This is a genomic window from Pedobacter suwonensis (genome assembly GCF_900111825.1).
Lineage (GTDB): Bacteria > Bacteroidota > Bacteroidia > Sphingobacteriales > Sphingobacteriaceae > Pedobacter > Pedobacter suwonensis.
The window spans coordinates 104,934-129,445 of sequence record NZ_FOJM01000011.1; the positions used below are offsets into that span (position 1 = coordinate 104,934).

The 24,512-nt window shown below is 41.5% G+C and carries 17 protein-coding genes; 9 read left to right on the top strand and 8 right to left on the bottom strand.

The window, feature by feature from the left end:
- Positions 1-46 precede the first annotated feature (46 nt).
- The 3 genes from BM107_RS15240 (at position 47) to BM107_RS15250 (ending at position 4,930) form a co-directional block, all read left to right on the top strand.
- Complete coding sequence (locus BM107_RS15240) at positions 47-1,369, top strand: paraquat-inducible protein A (RefSeq protein WP_244278822.1); 1,323 nt, start codon at positions 47-49, stop codon at positions 1,367-1,369.
- Between the two features lie 11 nt (positions 1,370-1,380).
- A complete protein-coding gene (locus BM107_RS15245; protein WP_244278823.1) occupies positions 1,381-2,730 on the top strand; it encodes a paraquat-inducible protein A in 1,350 nt (449 codons plus the stop codon).
- Between the two features lie 157 nt (positions 2,731-2,887).
- Positions 2,888-4,930, top strand: coding sequence for a PAS domain-containing sensor histidine kinase (locus BM107_RS15250; protein WP_090984827.1), 2,043 nt, complete (start codon positions 2,888-2,890; stop codon positions 4,928-4,930).
- A gap of 134 nt (positions 4,931-5,064) precedes the next feature.
- On the opposite strand, the gene BM107_RS15255 is transcribed toward BM107_RS15250, so the two are convergent.
- The 7 genes from BM107_RS15255 to BM107_RS15285 form a co-directional block, all read right to left on the bottom strand.
- Positions 5,065-6,843 (bottom strand): glycoside hydrolase family 9 protein, encoded by a 1,779-nt coding sequence (locus BM107_RS15255; RefSeq protein ID WP_208864391.1) that lies wholly within the window; start codon positions 6,841-6,843, stop codon positions 5,065-5,067.
- Entirely contained in the window at positions 6,827-7,375 is a 549-nt protein-coding gene (locus BM107_RS15260; protein WP_090984831.1) for a carbohydrate binding domain-containing protein, read from the bottom strand. Before BM107_RS15260 ends, BM107_RS15255 begins: the two co-directional genes overlap by 17 nt.
- Before the next feature lie 199 nt (positions 7,376-7,574).
- Positions 7,575-8,687, bottom strand: coding sequence for an IPT/TIG domain-containing protein (locus BM107_RS15265; RefSeq protein ID WP_090984833.1), 1,113 nt, complete (start codon positions 8,685-8,687; stop codon positions 7,575-7,577).
- A gap of 6 nt (positions 8,688-8,693) precedes the next feature.
- Complete coding sequence (locus tag BM107_RS15270; protein ID WP_090985037.1) at positions 8,694-10,271, bottom strand: RagB/SusD family nutrient uptake outer membrane protein; 1,578 nt, start codon at positions 10,269-10,271, stop codon at positions 8,694-8,696.
- A gap of 22 nt (positions 10,272-10,293) precedes the next feature.
- The gene (locus BM107_RS15275) at positions 10,294-13,767 is read right to left on the bottom strand and encodes a TonB-dependent receptor (protein WP_208864392.1); all 3,474 of its coding nucleotides are present in this window, start codon (positions 13,765-13,767) and stop codon (positions 10,294-10,296) included.
- Between the two features lie 202 nt (positions 13,768-13,969).
- Entirely contained in the window at positions 13,970-15,130 is a 1,161-nt protein-coding gene (locus BM107_RS15280; RefSeq protein WP_090984835.1) for a FecR family protein, read from the bottom strand.
- Between the two features lie 512 nt (positions 15,131-15,642).
- Positions 15,643-16,227: an RNA polymerase sigma-70 factor gene (locus BM107_RS15285; protein ID WP_159435250.1), complete on the bottom strand. Its 585-nt coding sequence runs from the start codon at positions 16,225-16,227 to the stop codon at positions 15,643-15,645.
- 184 nt (positions 16,228-16,411) lie between these two features.
- Here BM107_RS15285 and BM107_RS15290 point away from each other — a divergent pair, with 184 nt between their 5' ends.
- The 6 genes from BM107_RS15290 to BM107_RS15315 all read left to right on the top strand — a co-directional run bounded on the left by BM107_RS15290 (position 16,412) and on the right by BM107_RS15315 (position 23,046).
- Positions 16,412-17,149 carry a hypothetical protein gene (locus BM107_RS15290; RefSeq protein ID WP_090984839.1) on the top strand — a complete coding sequence of 246 codons (738 nt, stop codon included), beginning with the start codon at positions 16,412-16,414 and terminating at the stop codon, positions 17,147-17,149.
- A 444-nt stretch (positions 17,150-17,593) separates the two neighbouring features.
- Complete coding sequence (locus BM107_RS15295) at positions 17,594-18,328, top strand: hypothetical protein (protein WP_159435251.1); 735 nt, start codon at positions 17,594-17,596, stop codon at positions 18,326-18,328.
- Positions 18,325-19,008, top strand: coding sequence for a response regulator transcription factor (locus BM107_RS15300; protein WP_090984842.1), 684 nt, complete (start codon positions 18,325-18,327; stop codon positions 19,006-19,008). The genes BM107_RS15295 and BM107_RS15300 overlap by 4 nt, the downstream gene beginning before the upstream one ends.
- The gene (locus BM107_RS15305; protein ID WP_090984844.1) at positions 19,009-20,364 is read left to right on the top strand and encodes a sensor histidine kinase; all 1,356 of its coding nucleotides are present in this window, start codon (positions 19,009-19,011) and stop codon (positions 20,362-20,364) included.
- 138 nt (positions 20,365-20,502) lie between these two features.
- Positions 20,503-21,720 carry an MFS transporter gene (locus BM107_RS15310; protein ID WP_090984846.1) on the top strand — a complete coding sequence of 406 codons (1,218 nt, stop codon included), beginning with the start codon at positions 20,503-20,505 and terminating at the stop codon, positions 21,718-21,720.
- A gap of 81 nt (positions 21,721-21,801) precedes the next feature.
- Positions 21,802-23,046, top strand: coding sequence for an arsenic transporter (locus BM107_RS15315; RefSeq protein ID WP_090984848.1), 1,245 nt, complete (start codon positions 21,802-21,804; stop codon positions 23,044-23,046).
- A gap of 317 nt (positions 23,047-23,363) precedes the next feature.
- Here BM107_RS15315 and BM107_RS15320 read toward each other — a convergent pair whose 3' ends face one another.
- Positions 23,364-24,512 (bottom strand): TlpA disulfide reductase family protein, encoded by a 1,149-nt coding sequence (locus BM107_RS15320; protein ID WP_159435252.1) that lies wholly within the window; start codon positions 24,510-24,512, stop codon positions 23,364-23,366.

Genomic DNA, 24,512 nt, shown 5'->3' on the forward strand with positions numbered 1-24,512 from the left:
AGCTCAACCCTTTCGAGGAGATGTAATCACCATTATCACGCACATATTGGAAAAAATAATCAACAAACCTGCATCAGGAAAACTTATTTACCGGCTTTTGCTGATTCTCGCATTGGGCATACTGCTTGTAGCCGAAGGCTTTTTTGGTTTCAGGCTACACGAACTATCTGAAAAACAGGAACAGATTAAACACGATTACTCACGGGTAAACAACATCACTTATGGACTGTTTTCTGTGCAACAATGGAAAGATAAGGTAGCAGATATTGTTCACCACCAGGTTTCTGGCCTCAAAATAACCCGCAAACAAAAAAAGGTACTACAGGGCGAAGTTGAACAGGTACTCCTTGCACTTATTGATAAGGCAGAAGCCCTGGTAAACAAACCCAAAAAAACCATTAGCGGGAAGATCCAAAAGTTTGCCATCAAAAATTTTGTTAATTCGGATAGTATCCGCGCAGAAGTGCCAAACTTCGCCAAAAAAATAATTGCTGAAATTGATAATCCTAAAAATAAAAAGCAACTGGGCCGTATGGCCCTGGGCGAGTTTAATGAGATAGCCAAAGAAGAAAGTCAGGATACCGCGTTTATAGCCAATAACGCCATAATGAAAAAAATTTACAACCGTTATGGCGTATCTGATAATCAACAGTTAAACCAGAAGCTAACTAGTTCATTAAACAGCATCAGGCAGCAAACCTACTACTACTGTTTTGGGATGTTAGGCTGCGTAATCATCGTACTATCATTCTGGTGGCTACTGCGCAAACGTAGGGATTTGCATACCACGCTTTTCATTATGTCGTTACTTTTTGCCTTTATGCTTTTAGCAGTCGGCCTAACCGCCTCTATGATTGAAGTTGATGCCAGAATCAGGTCTTTAGATTTTGTTTTACTGGGAGAACATGTTGTTTTTAATGATCAGGTACTTTTTTTCCAGAGCAAAAGTATAATGGATGTCGTGCGGGTACTCATCAGCCAATCGGCAATAGATTCTGTACTGGTTGGCGTATTGATTCTGGCTTTTAGTATTTTGTTCCCCGTAGTTAAGCTCTCGTCAACAGGGATTCACCTGCTGGGCGGCAAAAAGTGGGCAGAAAATGGTATAGTTAAGTATTTTGCTTTTCAATCAGGAAAATGGAGCATGGCCGATGTAATTGTGATCGCTATTTTAATGGCATACATTGGGCTTAACGGATTACTTGAAAACCAGTTGAGGGCCCTGAATATCAATAATGATTCGCTTACTATCCTCACAACCAACAACACCGCGCTGCAACCTGGTTACATTGTTTTTATTTGTTTTGTACTTTATGGATTGATCCTTTCTACCATCCTTAAATCTATTACCCCGCACGAGGTGCATTAAATCTAAGATGAATGAGCGAATTGCAAAAAGATAATATGAATACAAATAAGCAGGTTAAGCCAGATCAATCCAGGTCGGCATCTTTTATCCTGATTGCCGCACTTTTGCTGCTTTTAATGGCTGCAGCGTATTGTGGCTACCATTTCCGCGAACTGGCTTATGAGCAAAAACACATTAAGGAAGATTACAGCCTTTCAAACAACATTACTTTCGGCATATTTTCGGTAGACCGCTGGGGAGATAAAATCTCAGCAGTGGTTGATCGGAAGGTAAAGGGCTTTAACCTTACCAAAAGCCAAAAGGTGGATATGCAACAGGAAGTTGAAAAACAATTACATGGCATGGTAAACAAAGCCGTTGCTGAAGTGACGAGACCGCAGAAAGGACTTGGTGCCAAACTTAAAAAACTGGCGTTTAATACATTTGTAGATGTTAAAGAAATCCATGCATTGGTGCCATCTTTCTCACGTACCATTGTAACCAAAATAACCAGCCCCAGAAGCTTGAAAAAATTAAAATCTGTAGCAACCGGAAAACTCGACGAACTGGAAGCGCAGACTTATGACCGAAGCGATCAAACCATCTCATCCGTAGAGCATAGCATTTTTAAAAAGTATAAAGTAGATAATGCCAACGCTTTTGACAAAGTTGTAAATGCCAAACTTAGCCACATTAAAGGTTTGAGCTATCAGTATGCAATCGGGATGACTGCTTGTATTGTAATTGCCCTAATGCTTTGGCTTTTATTACGCAAACGAGTGGATAGCGAAGTTACCCTTTTTGTGATATCATTGCTTTTCGCGTTCATTTTACTTGCAGTTGGTGTGTCATCACCCATTATAGAGGTAGACGCCAGAATTAAAACACTTGAGTTTGCTTTGTTAGGGGAAAAACTGGTTTTCAACAACCAGGTACTCTTTTTTCAAAGCCAGAGTATATTGGGTATTATTGGCACCCTGATAGAACAACCCAAACCAGATGCGGTACTGGTAGGCGTATTACTGATGCTTTTCGTGGTTATACTGCCCCTGCTACGCCTCATTGCACGTGGATTGCAGGTATCATGCAGTAAATTATTAGGCAATTCAAAATTCATCCGTTTTCTGGCATTTGACCTCGGCAAATGGGATATGGCAGATGTGATGGTAGTTGGGATAGCCATGACCTATATTGGTCTTAACGGGATTTTAAAAAGCCAGCTATCCGGGCTCAATATCGACACCGAAGCGCTAAAAGTGGTTACGGAGAATAATTCTGCGCTACAGTTAGGCTTTTTTGTATTTGTTGCCTATGTGGCTTATAACATGATTTTATCCGCTATACTGAAACGCATAGATGAACAAAATGGACCTTGTATTTAAATTGAAAGGTATAATTGTGGATTGGCAATAGCGTAAACACGAATGAAGTCCTGCTGTTTGGGTCAACAATTGCAAGGTCAACAGATCAAGATTTAAAAAATGTTATTACGTTGGTAAATAGCCAAAATGATTACATTTGTATTTAACGGGATATAACATGCTAACCATAACCAATACTTCCAGTTTCATAACCCTGGCGCCAATCCCCATCTTCGTTATTGATCCCGATTCACTGCAACTAGCATATGCAAATGCTCAATTTTTAGCGTTAGTAAATGGAAGTCTGGAAGAAATCCTGAAGATGAATCTTCATGACATTTTGGGCCAAAACCTGCCTCCAGACATTTCTGATTTCTTCTTGCAGTTAAAAAACAACTTTACAATACCCGTACAGATTCCTGACCTGGTAAGTAGCGTATCCCCATTTTCTAGCTATCTTTATTTTGCAAGCAAACTAGAACAGGCTGCTGATCATCAACCAAAAATTGTGGTTTGGCTGATCGCGAAACCAACGCTAGCCACAGAACAGCATCAGCCTGTAAATGACCACGAGCTATCGGCAAACCTGAAAGCTGTAAATGAAATACTGCCTGGTACGAACAAGGGCGTTAACCGCCGAAATATAGAATACATGCAAACAACAGGCGAAAGCCTGCAATTGGAAACCGAACATGTGCTGCTTGCGAAGGATGATGTTCAAACAAGTGAAGCGGATGGCGTAACTTCAACGGAAACCTGGACAAAATTGGAAGCAAGCCGAGAATGGTTTAAAAATATGGTTCGTTCCTCTCCTGTTCCGATGTTGATTACCAAAGGAGAAAACATGGTTTTTGACGTAATTAACGGCCCAATGCTTAATCTGATTGGTAAGGACTCATCGGTTTTAGGAAAACCCTGGTTCGAAGCTATCCCCGAATTGGTTGGACAACAGGTAGTAGATGAACTATTTTATGCTTACCGCACGGGACTCAACCATCATGTGCCCGGTGTTGGCATATCACTGATCAAAAATGGCAAGCCGACATTAGGCTATTACGATCTGACCTATACCCCCTTGAAAGTAAACGGAAAGGTAATCGGGCTGATGCAAACCGCCACGGACATTACCGAGCATGTAATTTCAAAGGAAAAACTTCAAAAGGCCTATGAACAGATCAGGTTATCTAAAGAAGCTGCTCAACTGGGCACTTTCGATATGGACATGGCTACGGGCCACATGCAATGGGACGATCGCTGCAGGCTATTATTCGGGATCAGCCATTCGAATGAGGTTGATTTTGAGCGGGATTTTTTACAGAACCTTCATCAAGATGATTTAGAAAGGATTAACGCCGTTTTAGCTTATGTTTTTGATAAACAAGCCAGCAACGGCATTTACGACGTAGAATATCGCACTATTGGATTTGAAGACAAACGCCTGAGGTGGATCAGGGCCAAAGGGCAGGTTTATTTTGATGCCAGCGATAAACCAATGCGATTTATAGGTTCGGTGCTGGATATTACTGAGCAAAAGGAGGATGAACAGCGTAAGAATGATTTTATCGGTATGGCGAGCCACGAGCTCAAAACACCACTCACCTCGATAAATGGCTACCTGCAACTGTTGCAATACCTCTCGCGCCAGCAAACTGAAGACAGAATGCTCGCTACAATTGACAAATCGCTAAACCAGGTGAAGCGGATGACCAGAATGATTGATGGATTTTTAAATGTTTCACGTCTGGAATCAGGAAAAATAGCCATTGATAAACAACAATTTGAAATTACAGATTTATTAAAAGAGGTTTGTGAAGAAACCTTAACACTAACCACGGGTTACGAAGTAAAGCTGCACCTTGCCGATGAGGTAATGGTTTATGCAGACCGCAATAAATTAAACCAGGTGCTTCAAAACCTGATCGGTAATGCCATTAAATATTCTGATCTGGGTAGCAAGGTTAATATACAATATTCCGTTGATCATGATCAAATTATAATAAGTGTCGTTGATCAAGGCATCGGCATTAAAGCTGAGCATCAACAAAAACTTTTCGACCGGTATTACAGGGTTGAAAGTGACAGTACGATCGCCGGCTTTGGGATAGGCTTATACCTGTGCGCAGAAATCGTAACCCGTCATCAGGGAAAAATTTGGGTAGAGAGTGAATTTGGGAAAGGTAGTACTTTTTCTTTCAGTATTCCGCTGAGCAATGCCAGCTAAATAAAACTTCAAATATTACCGCCAACTCAACTTGCTTCATTTTATTTTATGAGATATCGATATCTCGCCGCCTGTACGGGCTGGTCTGTCCGCACAGGCGGGGACTCCGGGCATGGGTTTACTTCTATTGACCCTTATTTTTTCCCCTTTTCAATACACTCCATTGCATTTGCTACATATACCAATGGTGCATTCCAGTTGATGGCAATTTCATTACTCGCATAAGAATTGACATCATCGAGGTATGACAATTCTGGTTCGGAATCGTATTTTAATCCATCCTGTTTTTCCCGGTTAGGCCCACCAACCAGTAAGCCTGGAATGGGTTCAGCAATACCATCTGCAAACGACAGGCGATGATGTGGGTGCATAGGTGATTTGTAACCTATGCCGGTTACAAAAGAATAGCCGGTTGCATTTTTACCTAAAACGTAATCGAGATTACTGACCGCAGCATCGAGATAAGCCTCATTTTTGGAAAATAAATAAGCGTTGATGAGTAATATACTTTGATTCATTGCTGAAGAATTACTTCCCCATGCGAAATCGTCAAGCGAAGCGCCAATCACCGTATGGTAGGCACCTGTTTTGAAGGCATTTAAGTAACGATCAGCAAGTGTCAATATTTTCTTCTTCAGAATGCTGGTTATACTTTTATAACTTTCAGGCAGCTGCCGCTCACATCTAATTAATGTATAATACCCCAATATGCCTACATTGCTCCAACTTGGCAAGCTCACCGGAGTATTCAAACGCGCAAAAAAGGCATTATAATAGGCCTGCTCTCCGGTTGAGGCCAGCAGTTCTGCAGAGGCCCAGATCCATTCATCTTCAAAGTTCTTATCGCCGTAGGCACCTGTGTTTACTTTAAGGTCTGATGTTTTGTTAAGCAGATCTTGATCGTAAACAACGTTAGGGTTATTTAGTGCCCAGCGCCAGGCATTTCTGGATGCCGAAAGGCAACTATCTGCCAATCCGGGATATTGCTCAGGAAAATGTTTAAAAATGCGATAAGCCTGTGCGGCCACTGCGGCTAAGTTTAATGTTGCGGCAGTACCCTTTGCCACCACATAACGTTTTGATAAGGCCTGATCTGGCATCACCATACCGTCGAAATTCAGATTAGTACATTTGTGATAGACCCCGCCATCGCCAGGATCCTGCATTTTAAGCATCCATCGTAAATTGTAAACAGCCTCTGTTAAGACGTCTGGAACTTTGTTTTTGGTATGTGGAATATGCACCTCCTGCCCCACGAAATATTCAGGAAAATCTTCATAAGCAGAAAGTAAGGTTGAGGTAGAAATACCACTATTTACCACATATTTATTATAATCTCCGGCATCATACCATCCTCCGGAAACATTAATCTTACTATCAGCCTTACGGTTTTTAGAAGCGGCCGATGGATGAATATAAACTGAAGTGTCGGGATGCCCGGCAGCACGATACCATTTCCCTGCATAGGTTACGTCCAGCGCAGTTGAAGCACGCTGATAATAGAATGCCTTTAATGCAGCCACTGCTAAATCATGGTTCACGTGATCTGTAATTTTAAAAACCGGAGATTCAGGAACGCCATCCACGTAGATAATGTAATCGCCTGATTGATCAAAAGCACTAAAATCGGCTAGTTTTGTTTTAATGTTCGAATATTGGGTAGTTTTTAGTTCCGATAATACACCGGTGTACACCACTTTCCGGTCTGGCATGGATAACAACTCAAACTTACTTTCTGAAACGGGATTAAGTATAACCGCACTTTTTTCAAGCTTTGGATAATAACCAGACTGGTTCAGCACAATTTTAGGAGTTGCCACTTGCTGCGCAAAAACTGCAGTTGTAAACAGTAACAAACCGATTAAAAACAACTTACACATCACACCATTCATCATACTACAAATATTTTTCAAACTCCGATTGGGTAATTGCTTTTAAACTTACTTCATCAACGAACATCGTACCCGTAACATAGCCTAAGGCAAATAACAATTTTATTTTAGTAATGCCTGGTGTAACAATATATGCTTTTTCATATAACTTCCAGTCTTCATCTCCGGTAACTGAGGCAATGTTGATTCCATCTCCTATTTTAGTTTCCTGTTTATCAAGCGTTTCGAAAAGAAATAAGGCACCATTCCAGGCATTTTTTCCGGTACTCACACCATCTACTTTAATCTTCGCGCTCATGAGTATATACTGGGTATTTTTAGGCAGCGATACAATCTGGTGCATACCGGTCCATTTAGAAGAATCTGAAGAAAATAAGGCAGCACTCATTTTGCCGGCGCTATACATATAAGGAGTCACTTTTGCCGAATAATCAACCCAGCCCTCTAATTCATTTTCAAAACCACCGTTAAGCACCAGGTTTTTTTGTGCAGAAACAGTGGCACTGGTTGCCAGCATGATGATGATGGCAATGATGTATTGTATTAATTTCATGATAAATTATTTTAAAATTATAAATCTGGAAGGGTTGTGTCCGCTACCATTGATAGATTTAGAATAAAAGGATCGTCATCTCGACTGAAGCGCAGCGAAATGGAGAGATCTTCCGTGACAGATTTCTCGGCTGCGTTGCACTACGCTCGAAATGACGATAACTCGAGGAAGCTACCTCACTAAGCTAATATCCCTTCAATTAGTAAACCCCAATATCATCCAGGTAGATGGTTTCTGGCGCATTGCCGCTCAACTCCTGAAAGCCGATCCAGTTTAAACTGGTAGGTTTGCCCGGTTGGCTGGCGCTTTGGAAACGATCTATTGGAACCACATAATTTGTCCACTTGCCCGCATGCAGCACCACACTTACATTACGGTTGTCAAAATCACCCAATGCAACTTTTACTACTTTCCCTTCAGTACCTGTTGTCCCATAAATAGAAAACTTAACATAGGTTTTATCAGTTAAATCAACAGGTGTGTTACTGCCAACCGCATATCCGGCATAACTTCCTGTATAGGTTAATTTAATAGAATGGTTACCTCTTTTTACCATTTCAGTACTATTCACATCTGCATTCGCACCTCCGAAATTGAAGTCGTAGCCCGCTGTGATCTGATCGTCATAAAATAAATGAGTAAATCCGAATGGCAACAATATCGGCACCACAACGCCATCGTAAGATACATACGGACCAGTACCTGTACCGCCAGGGGTAGTCACACTTACTGCACCTAGCGCACCTGTAGGGACAGTTACCTTCAATTCCGTGCTCGTTGATGAAACGACCCTGGCATCAGTTGTACCAAACTTAACGCCTGACACCTGATCAAAACGTAAGCCGGTAATGGTAATGACATCGCCAGCATTACCTGCAAACTGGCTCAAATCACTAATTACCGGAGCTGGTTGTTTAATACTAAAGTTAAAGGAAGTACTGCCGTATGGGTTAGTCAGTATTAATTTCCCTGTTTGATTGATCCATGTGGCGGTTGCCGGGATCATCACGATAATGCTATTATCACTAAAAAGCGCTGTATTAAGATAAGCTGATGCTCCATTGAATTCTACTTTATTAGTCGATTTCAGATTTACCCCCTCTATAACATAAGTAACACCGACATCGCCCGAAGTAACTGTTGAATCCATTGGTGTAAGTTGAGTATCGCCCGGCCTTACCAGGGTACGCACGCGGGTAATGCTTGGTGCACCCTGTCCTTCTTTTTCCTTTTTGCAGGAGGTGGCAAAAATCAGCATGCAAAAGATGCCAACAAGATAAAAGGCTATAATATTTTTATGTAACGTTTTCATATAAGCTTATTTAAAATTGTAAGGCACCGGAGCCAATAGTAATTTTGGATTTAGAATGGTTTCTGTTGTAGGATAAGGCAAACGGAAATTGGCATCAGTTGGCGTATACTTTTGTCCCCAGATAACAACAGGCGTGGTGTTACTGTAAATTCCCCTTTCCTGATTGGAAATAATTGCTATTGCTTTAGGGTGTGAGGTTACATTAAAACCATCTAACCGGCCCAGATCAAACCAGTAATCAGCCTCAAAAACGAATTCCATACGACGCTCCTGATAAATATCCTGTATAGTGATTGATGTTTTAGGAATGAGGCCGGCCCTTTTTCTGATTTTGTTGAAAGGTACAAGTGCCGCATCGTCAGATGTACGTTCAGCACCGGCAAGTACTGCCTCTGCCTCAATCAACAATACATCTGCATAACGCATTAAATAAGTATTATTACCTGTAGAAAATGCTGCGCCTTTACCACCATTATCTGCAGGCGTACCCACCACATATTTTTTAATAAATGCCGGCATGCCCTGAGCAACCGCTCCGACAGGTAAAGTGTAACCACCTTTGGCCTGGTTAATTTCAGGGTAAACATCTCCCTGCATCATCACCGTTGGCTTTCTTCTTAAATCGCCGGGCTCGAAAGCAGTAAGCAAATCGATAGAAGGCGTAACACTTCCATAACCGTCTCCGGTACCCGTAATTTCAGAGTTAAAGGCAAGGAAGGATTGTAGCGCATTACCATGACCATAGGAAGATCCGCCCAACCATTGTATCGCGGCGATACTCTCTTCGTTATTATTATTGGCAGTTTTGAACAAATCAGCATAGGTTTTGCCCGAAATATCTATTCCATACAATTTAAACTCGCCACTATTGATTACCTGCTCTGCTTTTAAACGGGCATTCGAATAGTCGCGCATGTATAAATAAACTTTAGCCAATAATGCAGATGCTGATCCGCTGGATACTTTACCCTGGGAAACAGAACCCGTCCTGATCATTTTATCGCAATTATCTTCCGCAAATTTGAGGTCGTTGATCATGAACTTGTAAACATCAGTTACCGGATTGGTATTAATCTGGTAATTGTTCACATAATCAAGGCTATTTTCAATAATCGGCACATTTCCCCATGTTCTTACCAGATAAAAATAAGCCATAGCACGCATAAATCTCGCTTCGCCAATGGCATTATTAACCACAGATGCTGGCACGCTGGCTGGCACTTTTGCTTTCAGATTATTAATCAACGCATTAGATTGGGCAACTACGCTGTATAGCGAATTCCAGGCTGATGCCAACTGGGTATTATCGCCTGTTACCGAAAAATTACCGAAGTTGATCACATCCGGAGAATAGGTGTGTGCATTACCGCTTAGCAATTCTGAAATACACCAGGAAGCTTTGGCATTCCAGTCGAACCATGGTGAGTTGTACAGCGCAATGGTACTGGCCTGCACCTGTTCGGTGTTTTGGTAAAAATTATCAGCGCTGAGTGAATCCTGTGGAGGAATATTAAAAAAGTCTTTTTTACAGCCTGCGCTAACAATGGCGATAAAAATAAAGCTGTATATTATATATGATTTCATTTTGTTCAATAATTGTAGGTCACTAAAATTGTGCATTTACCCCAAAAGTGATGGTCCTGGCAATTGGATATCTTCCAAGGTCTATATTGTTTAAAATGGCACTTTGGTTCATTGCGCCGATTTCCGGATCATAGCCCTTATATTTTGTAAAGGTGTAAAGGTTTTGTACGCTGGAGTACACCTTTAAATTAGAAAATTTAAATTTCCTGATCCACGAGGCAGGTACCCTGTAACCCAAACTCACATTCTGTATGCGTAAGAAAGATCCACTTTCTACATATCGGTCTGAGACAAAAAGATTGGGATTATCAATACCAATTTTAGGCGCCGGAATATTGGAATCGGGATTTTGTGGTGACCAGAAATTACTATTTGCTGCATATTGATTCTGATATACAGCCGCCAGGTTCCCCATGGTGTTGTTTAACAGGTTCATAATTTTGGAACCGTAAGAACCGTTCAGGAACAAGGTAAAATCAAAAGCTTTATAACTAAAGGTGTTGGTAATGCCATAGGTGAATTTAGGATTTGGATTTCCGATCTCGGTACGGTCTTTCTCGTTGATAACGCCGTCGCCATTTACATCTTCGTATTGCACATCGCCCAACCAGGTGCTGTTGCTATTATTGGCAATGCCTCTACCAAACTGAACCGGAGCAGATTGAAGTTGCGCCTGTGTTTTAAATATTCCCTTTACTTTATAGCCATAAAATTCACCTACCGACCGACCTACCACGGTACGGGTAACCGGCGTTTGCAGGTAAGCATTGGTTACTGTCCCAAAAAGTTCGGTCAGGCCGTTACCAAGCTCTTTAACCTCATTATTATAATGTGATAGCACTACACTGGTATTCCATTTGAAATCGCCCTTTTCAAAGTTGCGCGAGTTAATATTCAAATCAAAACCTACGTTGTCAATCTTTCCAAGATTTACATACGGAGGGTTAATACCACCCAGATAATCAGGTCCACCCACCAAATATGCCGGAAGCGTAAGCTGGAATAAGAAGTCCTTTGATGTTTTTTTGTAAACATCTATACTGGAGCTAATCCTACCGTTTAAAAAGCTCATATCAACACCACCGTTGTATTGGATAGAGGTTTGCCATTTTAGTGATTTATTATCGATCCGGCCGGCAAGAAAACCAGTTCCCAAACCTGTTTGTGAAGACCTTAACAAAGAGCTGTAAAGATAATTTGGAACATCCTGGTTGCCTACCTCTCCATAACCCAGGCGGAGCTTAAGTCCGTTCACCACTTTATTGATCCCTTTCATAAATGGCTCTTCAGACAATTTCCATGATGCCGCAAATGAGGGAAAATAACCTGATTGTGAGCCTTCGGCAAACTTAGAGGTCTTATCTCTCCTGATTGTAGAAGTAAGGCTATATTTGGAATTGTAGGTATAAATGGCACGTGCATAGATTGATTCCTGGCGTTGTGTACCAATATATTCATCATTGGTAGCCGTGATGGCCTGCCCTAAATTCAAAGATTGTACATCATTACTATAAAATCCCTGACGTGTACCTTCGATTCCCCTCCAGTTTGACTGCTGAACCTCGTAACCCAAAATGGCACTTAAGTTATGTTTATCTCCAAAAGTCTGGTTATAGTTAAGATATTCTTTCCAGATCAAAAATGTACTTTGCTGGAATCTCTCTTTTAATGAAGCTGTAGGATTGGTAAAACGGCCCCACGAATAACTCGGTGTAAATACATTATTATCCGAGAAATTAAAATCACCCCCGAGTTCTGATCTTAGCGACAATGATTTGATAAACTTGATTTCGTTATAAATGTTGGTGTTAATGTTGGTCCTGTTCAGCTTATTCTTAATTTGCTGGGCCTGTGCAACGGGGTTTAATGCCGCTGCGGCAGCCAATGGATCAGACACCGGTGGCCCCGTATATGAACCATCAAGGTTTGTTACGGCTAAATCAGGCGCCTGCAATAAAGCGTTGTAAATAATCCCGTTATTATCACTGGTAACCACATTTTCTGCAGAGCGGCTTCCGGTCAAGGTAATGCCCAGCTTAAACCATTCTTTCACCTGGGCATCGGCATTTACCCGAAGGCTATAGCGGCGAAAATCGGAACCGATAACCGTACCATCCTGTCCAAGATATCCGCCAGAAATATAGTAAGTTAATCCCTCTTTGCCACCAGAAACAGCTACCTGGTGACTTTCTTGTGGCGCAGTTCTAAATATTTCCTTTTGCCAGTTGGTGCCCTCTCCCAATACAGAAGGATCTGCAAATTCAACCCTTCTGCCGGTACCATAAATATCACCCAGCGAGTTTTGAAGTACTGCGTATTGGCGAAGATTCATCACATCCATATATTTTGCAACACGCTGGAAACCATAATAACCATCATAATTGATAGCAGAATTACCGCTCCTCCCCCTTTTGGTGGTGATGATAATTACACCGTTTGAAGCACGGTTACCGTATATTGCAGTTGCAGATGCATCTTTTAGTACATCGATCGACTCAATATCATTTGGATTGATTAACGATAAAGGACTTACTGTGGTTTGCGAATTGGCATTGGAAGATGAAGCCTGTAAAGGAGATCTTCCACTGGTACTCTGGTTGCCTGCATCGCCTGAAATGGGTACACCATCGATTACATATAAAGGCTCGTTGCTACCGCTTAAAGAAGTTACGCCCCTTACACGTACCGATGTATTGCTGCCTGGCGCACCAGAGTTTTGCGAAATCGTTAATCCGGAAGCCCTGCCCTGCAGCATCTGGTCAATACTGGCCTGGGGTACATTGGCAATATCGGCCGCTTTTACCGACGAGATAGATCCATTAAGATCTGTACGCTTTTGTGTACCGTAACCAATCACCACCACATCAGAAAGTGAGGTGGTCTGTGCTTTCAGTACCACGTTGAGGATGCTCTTATTGCCAGGATTAATTTCCTGAGGCTCCATGCCTACAAAAGTAAATACGAGAGTAGTTGATCCCGCAGGAAGTGAAATCTTAAATTTACCATTAATATCGGTCACGGTTGATTGCTTCGTGCCCTTTACATTAACCACCACCCCAGGGAGTGTTACGCCTTTTTCATCGCTCACCGTACCCGAAATCTCGAGGTCCCGCACCGAAATTGTTGCAAACGGCGAATAGGCATTCTTTTTCAGGATAATGGTCTTCTTAATAATTTTGAAATCGAGATTGGTATTTTTCAAAACTACCCCCATAACCTGCTCAATGGGCATGTTGGTTACATTCAGGTTTACTTTATATTTATCGTCAATGTCGGCCCGTCTGAAAAGTAAATGGTAACCACTTTGTTTTTCTATTTGTTTTAAGATGGAAATGATGTCAGAATTATTCTCTTTAAGCGTTAGATTCTGACTGAAGCTGCTAGCGCTAACCTGCATCAGGGTAAGCGTAAGAAAAAGCACTACGAGTCTCATTTTTAATAAGATTTGGTAAGAATCACGGCGCAATAACAGCCTGATCCTAAAAAATAAATTCATATCTTTATGGAGTTTTGGTTAAATTATAATGTTGTCTAAATCGGGATTGTAAGTAACCTTTACAGTAACCGGATGTGCTGCGAACACGATCCGGTTTTTTTTATTAAAAAGCATGGTTACACCTTTACTTATGCAGTGTTGTAGTAGTTTCTCATGTTAAATAATTTATTTGGTTAAAATTTATTTTATTGTTTGATCTTCTTTAATCGATTATAATAAGCTGGTTTCCGTTCAATTCATATTTCAATCCTGTGAATTGAAGCATATTTAACAACTCTGAAAGTTCTACGTCCTTGGATATGGTTCCGGTATAGGCTACTTTTGAAGGTGTTCCTCTAAATACCACCTGAATATCATACCACCTCGACAACTGCCTGGCAATTTCTTTGATCTCCATATCCTTGAAGATAAAAAGGTCGTTTCTCCAGGCCATTACCGCTTCCAGGTCACAATTGTGATTCACCTTTATCCCAGATGGATCTACAAGGGCTTGTTGCCCGGGTTTCAATAACTGAGAAAAATTACCAGATGATAAGTGGATGCTCCCTTCAAGCAGTGTGGTTTTCTGCCCGGCCTCATCGTCATAAGCCATTACGTCAAAATGCGTTCCCAGTACCTTAATTTCTGTTCCGCCAGATTGTACCTTAAAGGGTTGATTTGGATTTTTGGCCACTTCGAAATATACTTCACCCGTCATCTGTACTACTCGTTCAGCACCTTTAAAAGCCGTTGGAAACCGTAAGCTGGATTTTGCGTTTAGCCAGGCTTTAGTTCCATCAGGTAAAACAACACTATATTTTCCACCAACTGGTGTGGCAATTTTATTGTAACTTATATCAGAAGATGCAGATCCGGCATGTATTTTATAGCGGAGTTCGCCTTCAGCTGATTTTACCACACTCACATTTTGCTGGTCGGCCAATGCCCCTATTTTGGCTTCGGTTAATACTACCGATGAGCCATCGCCTAAGGTCAAAACCGCCCTATTGCCACCTGGCTTTATATGAACGGCTTGTGATTTTGCATTTTTGTTTTGCAGGTTTAGCGGTGCATGGTATCTCCAGATCAGCACCGTACCAAGTACCAGAATGAGTGATGCTGCTGCCCATAATATGGTGCTTATACGTATTGATTTTTTGGGAACTGATATGATTTTTTGCTGTTCTTTAGCTTCGATGTTGAGCAGAATGCGCTCAAAAATTCTATCTTCCACGAGCTTGCGCTGGTTATCAGAAAGGCCTACGAGCTCTTCAGGTACAGCATCCATACTGTCAAACCATTCGTCCACTTCTTTTACCTCAGCAACAGTGCAATCACCTGAAAGATATTTTTTTAATAAGGAAACGGCTATTGATCTGCCCATGTTGGTATGTAGTTATATTTGGTTCGTTAATAGTATAGTCGGGTAACCCGGGCCTTGCCCCCAAAAAAAATTAAAAAATTAAAATAGGGCTAAATGATCAGTTTAAATAGAGAACGAAAAAGTTAAGCGATGTTAAATCTGTTCATTAAATCCCCAGGGATATCGTCACCCTGAACTCGTTTCAGGGTCTTAACTATAGAAAGGGTCTCTCCCGTCTAAGATTAGTGAAACCCACATTTTTAATGCGAAATATGTGCTTGGCGATACAATCGCCTTTGCCCTTCATCCTCGTTTCAAACGAGGACGATGACGGTGCAGCGAGGACTATAAGCGATAGCGGGACTACAGCCCGCCATGAACATTAACCGCTCATTTCCTAACCTGAGTTTGATTTTGTTTCAGTAGCTTGTACCACCTTTTTGATAAGCAGCCGTCACCCTGAACCCGTTTCAGTGTCTTTCATACGGAGAAAATCTCTCTCCCGCTGACGATTTTTATTGAACGCTGTTATTTTACCGAATTAACCAGGCAAAACCGGAAGCAATCAAGATTACCTTGTAATGAACCCTGAAGTACTTTAAGGCATTGGTAATATGGTTTTCTACCGTCTTTTCAGAAAGTCCGAGTAATTGCGCAATTTCCTTATTGGATTTATGTTCCTTCCTGCTAAGCTCAAATACCTTTCTGCATTTGGCAGGCAACTTTGAAATCACCCCATCAATTCCGTTTTCCAGCTCTTTTATAAATATGGCTTCTTCAGTGGTATTTGTAGCCTCTTCATAACTAAAAGAAAGTAATTCAAGATAGTTGTGTCTCGTAGCCTCTTTAGCCAGATAATCAATAATAGAATAACGGATGGCAGAATGGAGATAAGCTTTTAAAGACCCTTTAATGTTTATTTTTCCCCGGTTGATCCAGAATGTAGTGAAGAAATTCTGGATGATCTCTTCTGCAGCTTCTTTCGACCTTAATCTTTTATTGGTCATGAGGTACAAGTCGTACCAGTATTTTGTATAAATTTTCTTGAAAGCAACCACTTCATTCTCCCTCAACATGACGATCAGCTCTTCATCGGTATGGTTATGTTGGTTGCGCATAGTCAGTAAAATTATAAAAAAAATTGAATCCATCTGTGGCGGCAGATGTTTCCATCTGCCGCTGAGCTGAACATGGCAGAACAAACCATTCAGATGAACTAAATTTAATTCCCTTTTCATACCCGCTTCAGGTCGCCAATGTAGCTTTGGATTATAAAATGATAAAATCTTAAAAAGAATGCATATGAAAAGTCAACTTAAAAAAACAGCCGTAACAGCTTGCCTGACGCTGATGAGTATCGTAACCTTTGCGCAAGTACGCCCAACAAATAACCTTCCGGCACCACCGGACAGCGCACCCGGCGAAATGCCGCCAGCTCCTGGTTTACACAAACATGGCATGGAAAGAGGACCAGGTTTAAAGGTGTTAACATCATTGACCGGAAAGGTAATTGCTTACCAAACGAATGACAGGTATATCTATAATCGTTTCACCTTGCAAAATGGCAGCCAGGTAATTACAGTGAGATTTCCGGAACAATTGGGCAAACAACTTATGAGTGCCGCAGCTAAGGGCAAATCGGTAATGGTAAAGGGCTTTACTGATAATGGGCCGGACGGTGTAAATGTATTCCAGATGGCAAGTTTAGCTGTTGATGGAACACAGATAGCAGATACACCTCCAGGTATACCTAAGACACCTGTTATTGAACCATCTAAAACGTTTACGGGAAAAATCAATGATTTCAAACGCGATCAGAGCGGCGCAATCCGTGGGCTTAGACTCGATAACATGGTAGAAATAGATTTACCGCCACATGCAGTTGAACAGTTACAAGCGCTATTGAAAGCGGGAGATAAGGTGAAGGTAACGGGTATTAAAGACACACCACCATCTGGTGTGGTATTGGAATCAGGTGCCCCAACCATTATTCATCCGGAGACCATTGAGATCAATGGACAAACATATTTGTTGAGATAGTTGTCAGATGTGGCTGTATCATAAGTTATAATTCCATTAGAACCTGTCACGTTGGGCTTCGCCTGTGCTGAGCTTAACCAAGTATCGAAATGCTCTACGGGGCATTCAGCGGTCCTTCGACAGGCTACCATTGACATAATCCATTAGTCCGGTCCGTCATTCTCGCGCATGCGGGAACCACGGAGTGCTCAGCGAAGCTAATCTTAATACAAGCCGCTTTAAGATTCCCAATCAAGTTGGGAATGACGATTCCTCGATGGAATATTACCTAGCAAAATTATCTGTCACTCATATTGATTTTTATAAAATAAACTATCACTCAGGATGACAATTTTATATTTATGATACAGCCGCTTATCTCAAAATAATTGTTAATGCGTATGAACTAATTGGCTGCTTTACTGTTAACTGATAAAATAACGATATTTTACAGCGCACATGAAAATGAAGCAAGATAATGACTTATCAGATGAGCCGATAGAAATAAAAAATTATCGCCCACTGCTGGTTGTCATCATTCTGTTACTCTTGGTCATTATCTGGCTGTTAGTCAAACCTCCGGTACCTGTATTACCTAAACCGCCATCTCATCATCATGAACCAAAAACGGAACGCGCAACTAAACAAAAGGTAATTACAGGAACCGTTATCAGGTATAAAAACAATCCTCATTTGGATATCAATGCCCTGGAACTGAAAACGGAAAAAGCCGGTTTAATCACAATTGATTTTCGGCCACATACCGCAGCGCGGGTAATCAAAATCGGTACTATTGGCGAGGAAATTGAGGCAACTTATGCGCTAAATCCCAGCGATGAGGTAGTCGGCTACCAATTATTAGCCATCCGGAACAATCGGACCGGCATCAGCCAGGTTCTCGATGACTTGCCTCCACCTCCGGATGTTCCCAATCAGCAAATAGAAAAATTTAACCTGGAAAAGCCTGCTATAATTACAGATCAATACGGTGGTATTGTGGCATTGAGAAAGAACAACCTGTTATTTCACTTTAAACCCGGGCTGGTAGATGATATTGCATACCTCATTAAAGAAAGCAACACCTTTAATCTTGAAGCGGTGAGGCGGCAGGATGATCAGGGCTTTATCAACATCAATTATGACAAAGTATACATTGTACTCCGCATCACGATAGATAACAAAACATTTCTGGTAAGATGAAAATATTATTAATAGAAGATGAGTTAAAGTTAGCGGGATTTATTGCTGACGGCCTTACACAGGCGGGCCATATCTGCGATGTGGTTGCTGATGGCAATAAAGGTTTGGAAACAGCAATGATTGGCCATTACGATCTTATTTTATTGGATATGATGCTACCTTCGCTTAACGGGCTGGAGGTTTTAAAAAACCTGCGTAGCTTTAATAACCAAACCCAGGTTATTATTATCAGTGCCCTGAATGATACGGAACATGTGATAAACGGACTTGACCATGGCGCTATTGACTATCTCAAAAAGCCATTTGAACTTGAAGAACTGTTGGCCAGGATACGTTCTGTACAGCGGCGATCATTTGCACAGGATTCACTCAAATTACAGGTTGCAGACCTTAAGGTAGACCTTTTGACCAGGGAAGTTAGCCGCGCCGGCAAAACAGTTATGCTGAGCAACCGGGAATTTGCACTACTGGAGTTCCTCCTTGCCAACCAAAATAAAGTGGTTACCAAATCACAGATCCTTGAAAAAGTGTGGGATATCAACTTCGACCCCGGTAGCAATGTAATAGAAGTACATCTTTACCAGCTTCGAAAAAAAATGGACAGAGGTTACGATGAAGAATTGATCCATACGGTTGTGGGGCGGGGTTACATTTTAAAAGGCGATGTAAAACAAGGTTAAATGAGAATAGGAAAGCGTCAGTTCGGTATCAAACTTAAAATTACGGCTGCATTTAGCCTGATTTTCATTTTGTTAAGTTTCTCCTTTAACCTTTACTGTTACCGGAAAATCAGGATGCTGATGATATCAGATAATGATGCTTATTTAATAGCGAGGGCCAAAACGCTTCTGGATAAAACGGAAGTATTGCCTGCAATTATTCCTTTGCCTGATCAGAATACCTCCATCAGGGTATTATATCATTCAGCAGGTAAACCCATTGTGGTGTTCCAGTCTCCGGGCATCATTAAAAACATCCGAACACCTGCAAAGACAGGCGTAACCGATACCTTAGGCATGAGGGTTGCATACGTAGTCAGCAATAATGAAGACAATCCGGCCGAACTGATGCTGGTACGCAGTGCTGATCAACTTAACGGTAACTTACAATACCTGCTCCTTTTACTTTTTACCTGCAGCCTGTTGAGTGTTTTACTTGCAGGTCTCATTGCCTATATTTTATCTTTTTACCTGCTACAGCCTGTGCAGCGCATCATTAACGCAGCCAAACTCATCAATGCGCATAAACTCCGCGATGTTATTCCAGTGAAAAAAACGAATGACGAACTGCAGGAATTAACTGAAACCATCAATACCATGTTGGTTCGGATCGATGAATCTTTACGGCAGCAACAAAACTTTTTTGCCTCTGCCTCGCACGAATTAAAGACACCGCTGGCCATTATGCGTGCTGAAATAGAAGTTCATCTATCAAAACCGGGGTTGACACCCGCATTGTCAAACCTAATGGAGAGTCAGCTTACGGAGATCAACAGGCTGCAACAGGTGGTGCAGGAGTTCCTGCTGGTAAGCCAGTTAAAAAGTAGCGGCATTACGTTACATCGACAACAGATAGATCTTTCGCTGGTAATACTCCGATTGTTTAACCGGTTCCAAACATTTATGCAGCAAAAAGAATTAAGCACAGATATTGATTTTGATCAGGATGCTGAAACTTTTCTAGTCATTGCCGATGATGACAAGCTGAATATCTTATTGATGAACCTTATTGAGAACGCGATTAAATATGCTGTCCCGGGAACGCCGATCAGTTGCGCTGTAAAGCAATCTAACATAAAGGATTATATCACCATTAGTTTTAAGAATGCAATTAACGAGGAAAGTTTCCCGACTGAAAATCTCCAGAATGCCTTCCATAGGGAGACCATAGAAGCCAACGGTGCAGGGATTGGCTTATGGCTGGTTAAAGCGATTACTAATTTACACAATGGAAAATTCAGTATAGAAAGCAGCAATTTTTTCTTTGAAGCAGTGGTTGATTTGCCAACTACGCTATACCCTGGTATGGATTTATAATCATTATTATTTATTAGTATGAAGAAAAATTAATTCGAGCATAAAACTAATTCAATCATCTGATTTACAAATAAATAACATAAAATATTCCTATTAAGTGTTTAAACAAAATATCGCACTTGGTGTTAGGAGACCTGTATGAGCAAACAAGCAGCTTTAGGGGTAACAGATAAGCGGATTATCTGGTCCTTACAATCTCTTAATTTTTTCATGGCCGACCTCCAGGCCGGTGTCGGACCATTTCTAGGCATCTTCCTTTTGGCACATGGCTGGAAAAGCGGGCTGATCGGTTCAGTGATGACCATTGGTGGAGTAGCAGGAATGATCATGACTATTCCGGCAGGTGCATTAATCGATGCCACTAAAAGAAAAAGGTTTTATGTGGTTATATCGGCGGTTTTCACCATACTGGCTTCTGGAATAATCTTATTCACCCAGGAGTTCTGGCTGGTGAGCATTTCGCAGGTGGCAACAGCTATTGCCGGGTCGGCTATTGGCCCGGCCATCATCGGCATTACGCTTGGTATAGTAAAACAAAAAGGATTTAACAAGCAAAATGGCTATAACCAGGCCTTCAACCATGCAGGCAATGTGGTAGGTTCTGCACTTTCAGGTTACCTGGGCTACAAATTTGGCATCACGGCTATATTTATTCTGGCAGCTTTTTTTGGGATACTGTCTATCATTTCAGTATTATTGATTCCGGCTAATTCCATTGATGATGACGTGGCAAGAGGGATGAGAGAGGGAGAGAAAGATGAAAAAGCCAGTGGATTCAAAGTATTGTTTCAATGTAAGTCATTATTGGTACTGGCGGGCGCACTGGCTTTTTTTCATTTGGGTAACGGCGCCATGTTACCGCTGTACGGCCTTGCTGCAGCAGCCAGTGGAAATGGTAATGCTTCCATGTTTGTAGCCATGACCATTATCATTGCACAGTTGGTTATGATCGGCACCTCACTTTTAGCCATGAAAATGGCTGACAAAAGTGGCTACTGGTTAGTATTGTTTATCTCTTTCTTGTCGCTGCCTATACGTGGTTTATTTGCTGCGTATATGCACAGTCACATAGGAATCTATCCTGTACAAATTTTAGATGGCGTTGGGGCTGGCCTGCAAAGTGTTGCTGTTCCCGGCTTGGTTGCCCATATCCTGAATGGTACGGGAAGGGTAAATATCGGCCAGGGCGCTGTGATGACGGTACAGGGCCTGGGAGCATCACTTAGCCCCGCAATCGGGGGTTGGATAGCACAGGGAATGGGTTACAGCAGTGCTTTTATGATTCTTGGTGCATTTGCCATTGGTTCCATCCTGTTGTGGACCATCTTTGCAAAAACAATTAAGGATGCCTGCTAATCCTGGCAGGTAATCAAAAAATGTATAGCGAAACAGCCAAGTTGAACACAACCGAAAAGCAATATCTTAGCGCGATAAAATATGGATAACATACTCATCTGGATTATTTCTTTCCTTGCCATAGCGGGTGTAATCATCAGGCCTTTTAAAGTTACGGAAGCTGTATATGCCGTTTTTGGGGCCGCGCTGTTATTATTATTCCAACTGATTACCTTTTCAGATGCCTTTTCCGGAATAGCGAAAGGTTTGGATGTGTATTTATTCCTAACCGGCATGATGTTGCTGGCCGAAACTGCAAGAGAGGAAAAACTGTTTGACTGGCTCGCCGCCCATGCCACTATAAGGGCTAAGGGATCTTCGGGACGATTATTTTTACTCATCTATCTGGTTGGTGTGGTGGTAACCACATTTCTTTCCAATGATGCCACAGCTGTTGTATTAACACCAGCTGTGGCAGCGGCAGTTAAGGCAGCTAAGGTAGAAAAACCTTTGCCCTATTTATTGATCTGCGCATTCATTGCCAATGCAGCTTCTTTTGTGCTGCCTATTTCAAATCCGGCAAATCTGGTAATCTATGGTACGAATATGCCATCCCTAATGCATTGGCTGAGTTTGTATCTGATCCCTTCGATATGTGCCATTACCGTTACTTATTTTGTGCTCCGGTTCTCACAGCGTGAGTGTTTTAAACAAAAAATCATAACAGAGATCAACTTGCCAGAAATAAGTCCGGGCGGTAAAACAGCTTTGATTGGAATATGTGTAACTGCAACTGTTTTATTAGCTGCTTCTGCCATGAACATGGAACTGGGGTTGCCCACATTGATTACGGGGATCATCACAAGCGCCGTTGTATTGACCCGCGCGAGAAAAAATCCGGTTAATGTGATTAAAGGAATATCATGGACAGTGCTTCCCTTGGTGGCGGGCTTATTTGTAGTGGTTGAAGCATTAAATAAAACCGGAATGGCACAACATTTAAGCGCCTTGTTAAATGATGCTATAGCACAATCTGAAACAGCAGCGGTATGGCTTAGTGGTACGGTGACTGCGATAGCCTGCAATTTAATGAATAATTTACCTGCCGGACTGATAGCAGGTAGTGTATTGCAAAATGCCCATGCACCCGATCTGGTTAAAAGTGCAGTATTAATTGGTGTAGACCTTGGTCCCAACCTCTCCATAACCGGTTCGCTGGCCACTATATTATGGCTGGTGGCTTTAAGAAGAGAGGGACAGAAAGTAAGTGCCTGGACATTTTTAAAATTAGGAAGCGTAATTATGACGACAGCATTGATAGCTGCTATACTATCCTTATGGATTTAATTTTTTAACTTGAATTGATAATTATTTAACAAAATAACTTTTTATAAAAGCGCTTATTAGACTATTCGTCATGCTGAATTCATTTCAGCATCTTTTTAGCACGAAAGACGCTGAAACAAGTTCAGGGTGACTACCGTGCATACAAGGCGCCAAATAACACAAGTTAAAGCATATTATTAATCTAGCTTAGGTTATTAGCTATCCTGCTAGGCCATGACTTTAATCCTGTAGTCAATTGATTTGTCCAAAACAAATGATAAAAAAAATGCAGGCGACATCCGTCAACCTGCATTAATCATCATTAACTATAAGATTTTTTACTTGGCGCGTCCGTCAAATATTTCTTTGATTTTCGACTCCAGTGCCGGACCTCTAAGTTCTTTGGCGATAATTTTTCCGCTTGGATCGATTAAAAAATTCATAGGAATAGCTTTAACCTCATATCTGGCCGCAGCCTCATTTTCCCATCCTTTTAAATCACCCACCTGTTTCCAGGTCAGTTTATCGTCTGCTATCGCTTTAATCCATTTCGCTTTATCAGCTGCTTTATCAAGCGAAACACCTAAAATTTCAAATCCTTTTGATTTATATTGCTCGTAAACCTTAACCAGGTTTGGATTCTCTCTACGGCATGGCGCACACCATGAAGCCCAGAAATCGACCAAAACATATTTTCCGCGGTAATCAGAAAGTTTAACCATTTTTCCGTCAACATCAGGCTGTGCAAAATCCTGGGCCTCTACGCCCTCCTGTGTTTTTTTGAAAGTAGCGATGCGCAGGCCAACCTCTTTACCGAAATACGAATCTCTTAACTTCGGATTGATGGCCAGGTATACTTTTTCCATTTCCACCGCGTCGAAACCCGGAGCTAAAGTGGAGTTTAAAGCCATCAGCGACATGAAACTATCTGGATTATTTTTCACATAACTGATTTTAGCGTCAACAATTTCTTTTTCTATAGCATTTGCCCGTTTTTCTAAATCCTGGATAACAGCTTTATCCTGTTTTTTAGCTTCAGGCATATCCTGGTATTCCTTATTCAAGGCTTGCAATTTGTTATAAAGGGGACGAAGAAGATCATCTACACGTCGGCTTTCTTCGGTCTGTGCAGATCCTTTAACCACAGCCGTTTTTAATGAGTCTTTACCGGTAATGGTAATGTTTTCGTTATCCAATATCAAACTCACCCCATCTACATTTATTCTTTTGCCCGGAATCTCAATGGCATCATCATGTTTCAAACGCACGATTGCTTCAATAGGGGAAGAAACCTTGCCTTTAAAGGTAAAGCTTCCATTTACCAGCGGAACTGAATCCAGAATCTGCTTGCCATCAATTTTGGTTAGCAAAAAAGCTTTGGCAGGCTTACCCAACTTTCCGATCTGACCTTTTATGGTATATCCGGTTTGTGCGGTTGCACTCAGGGAATAAAGTGCAGCTATTGCACCAATTATTAATTTTTTCAT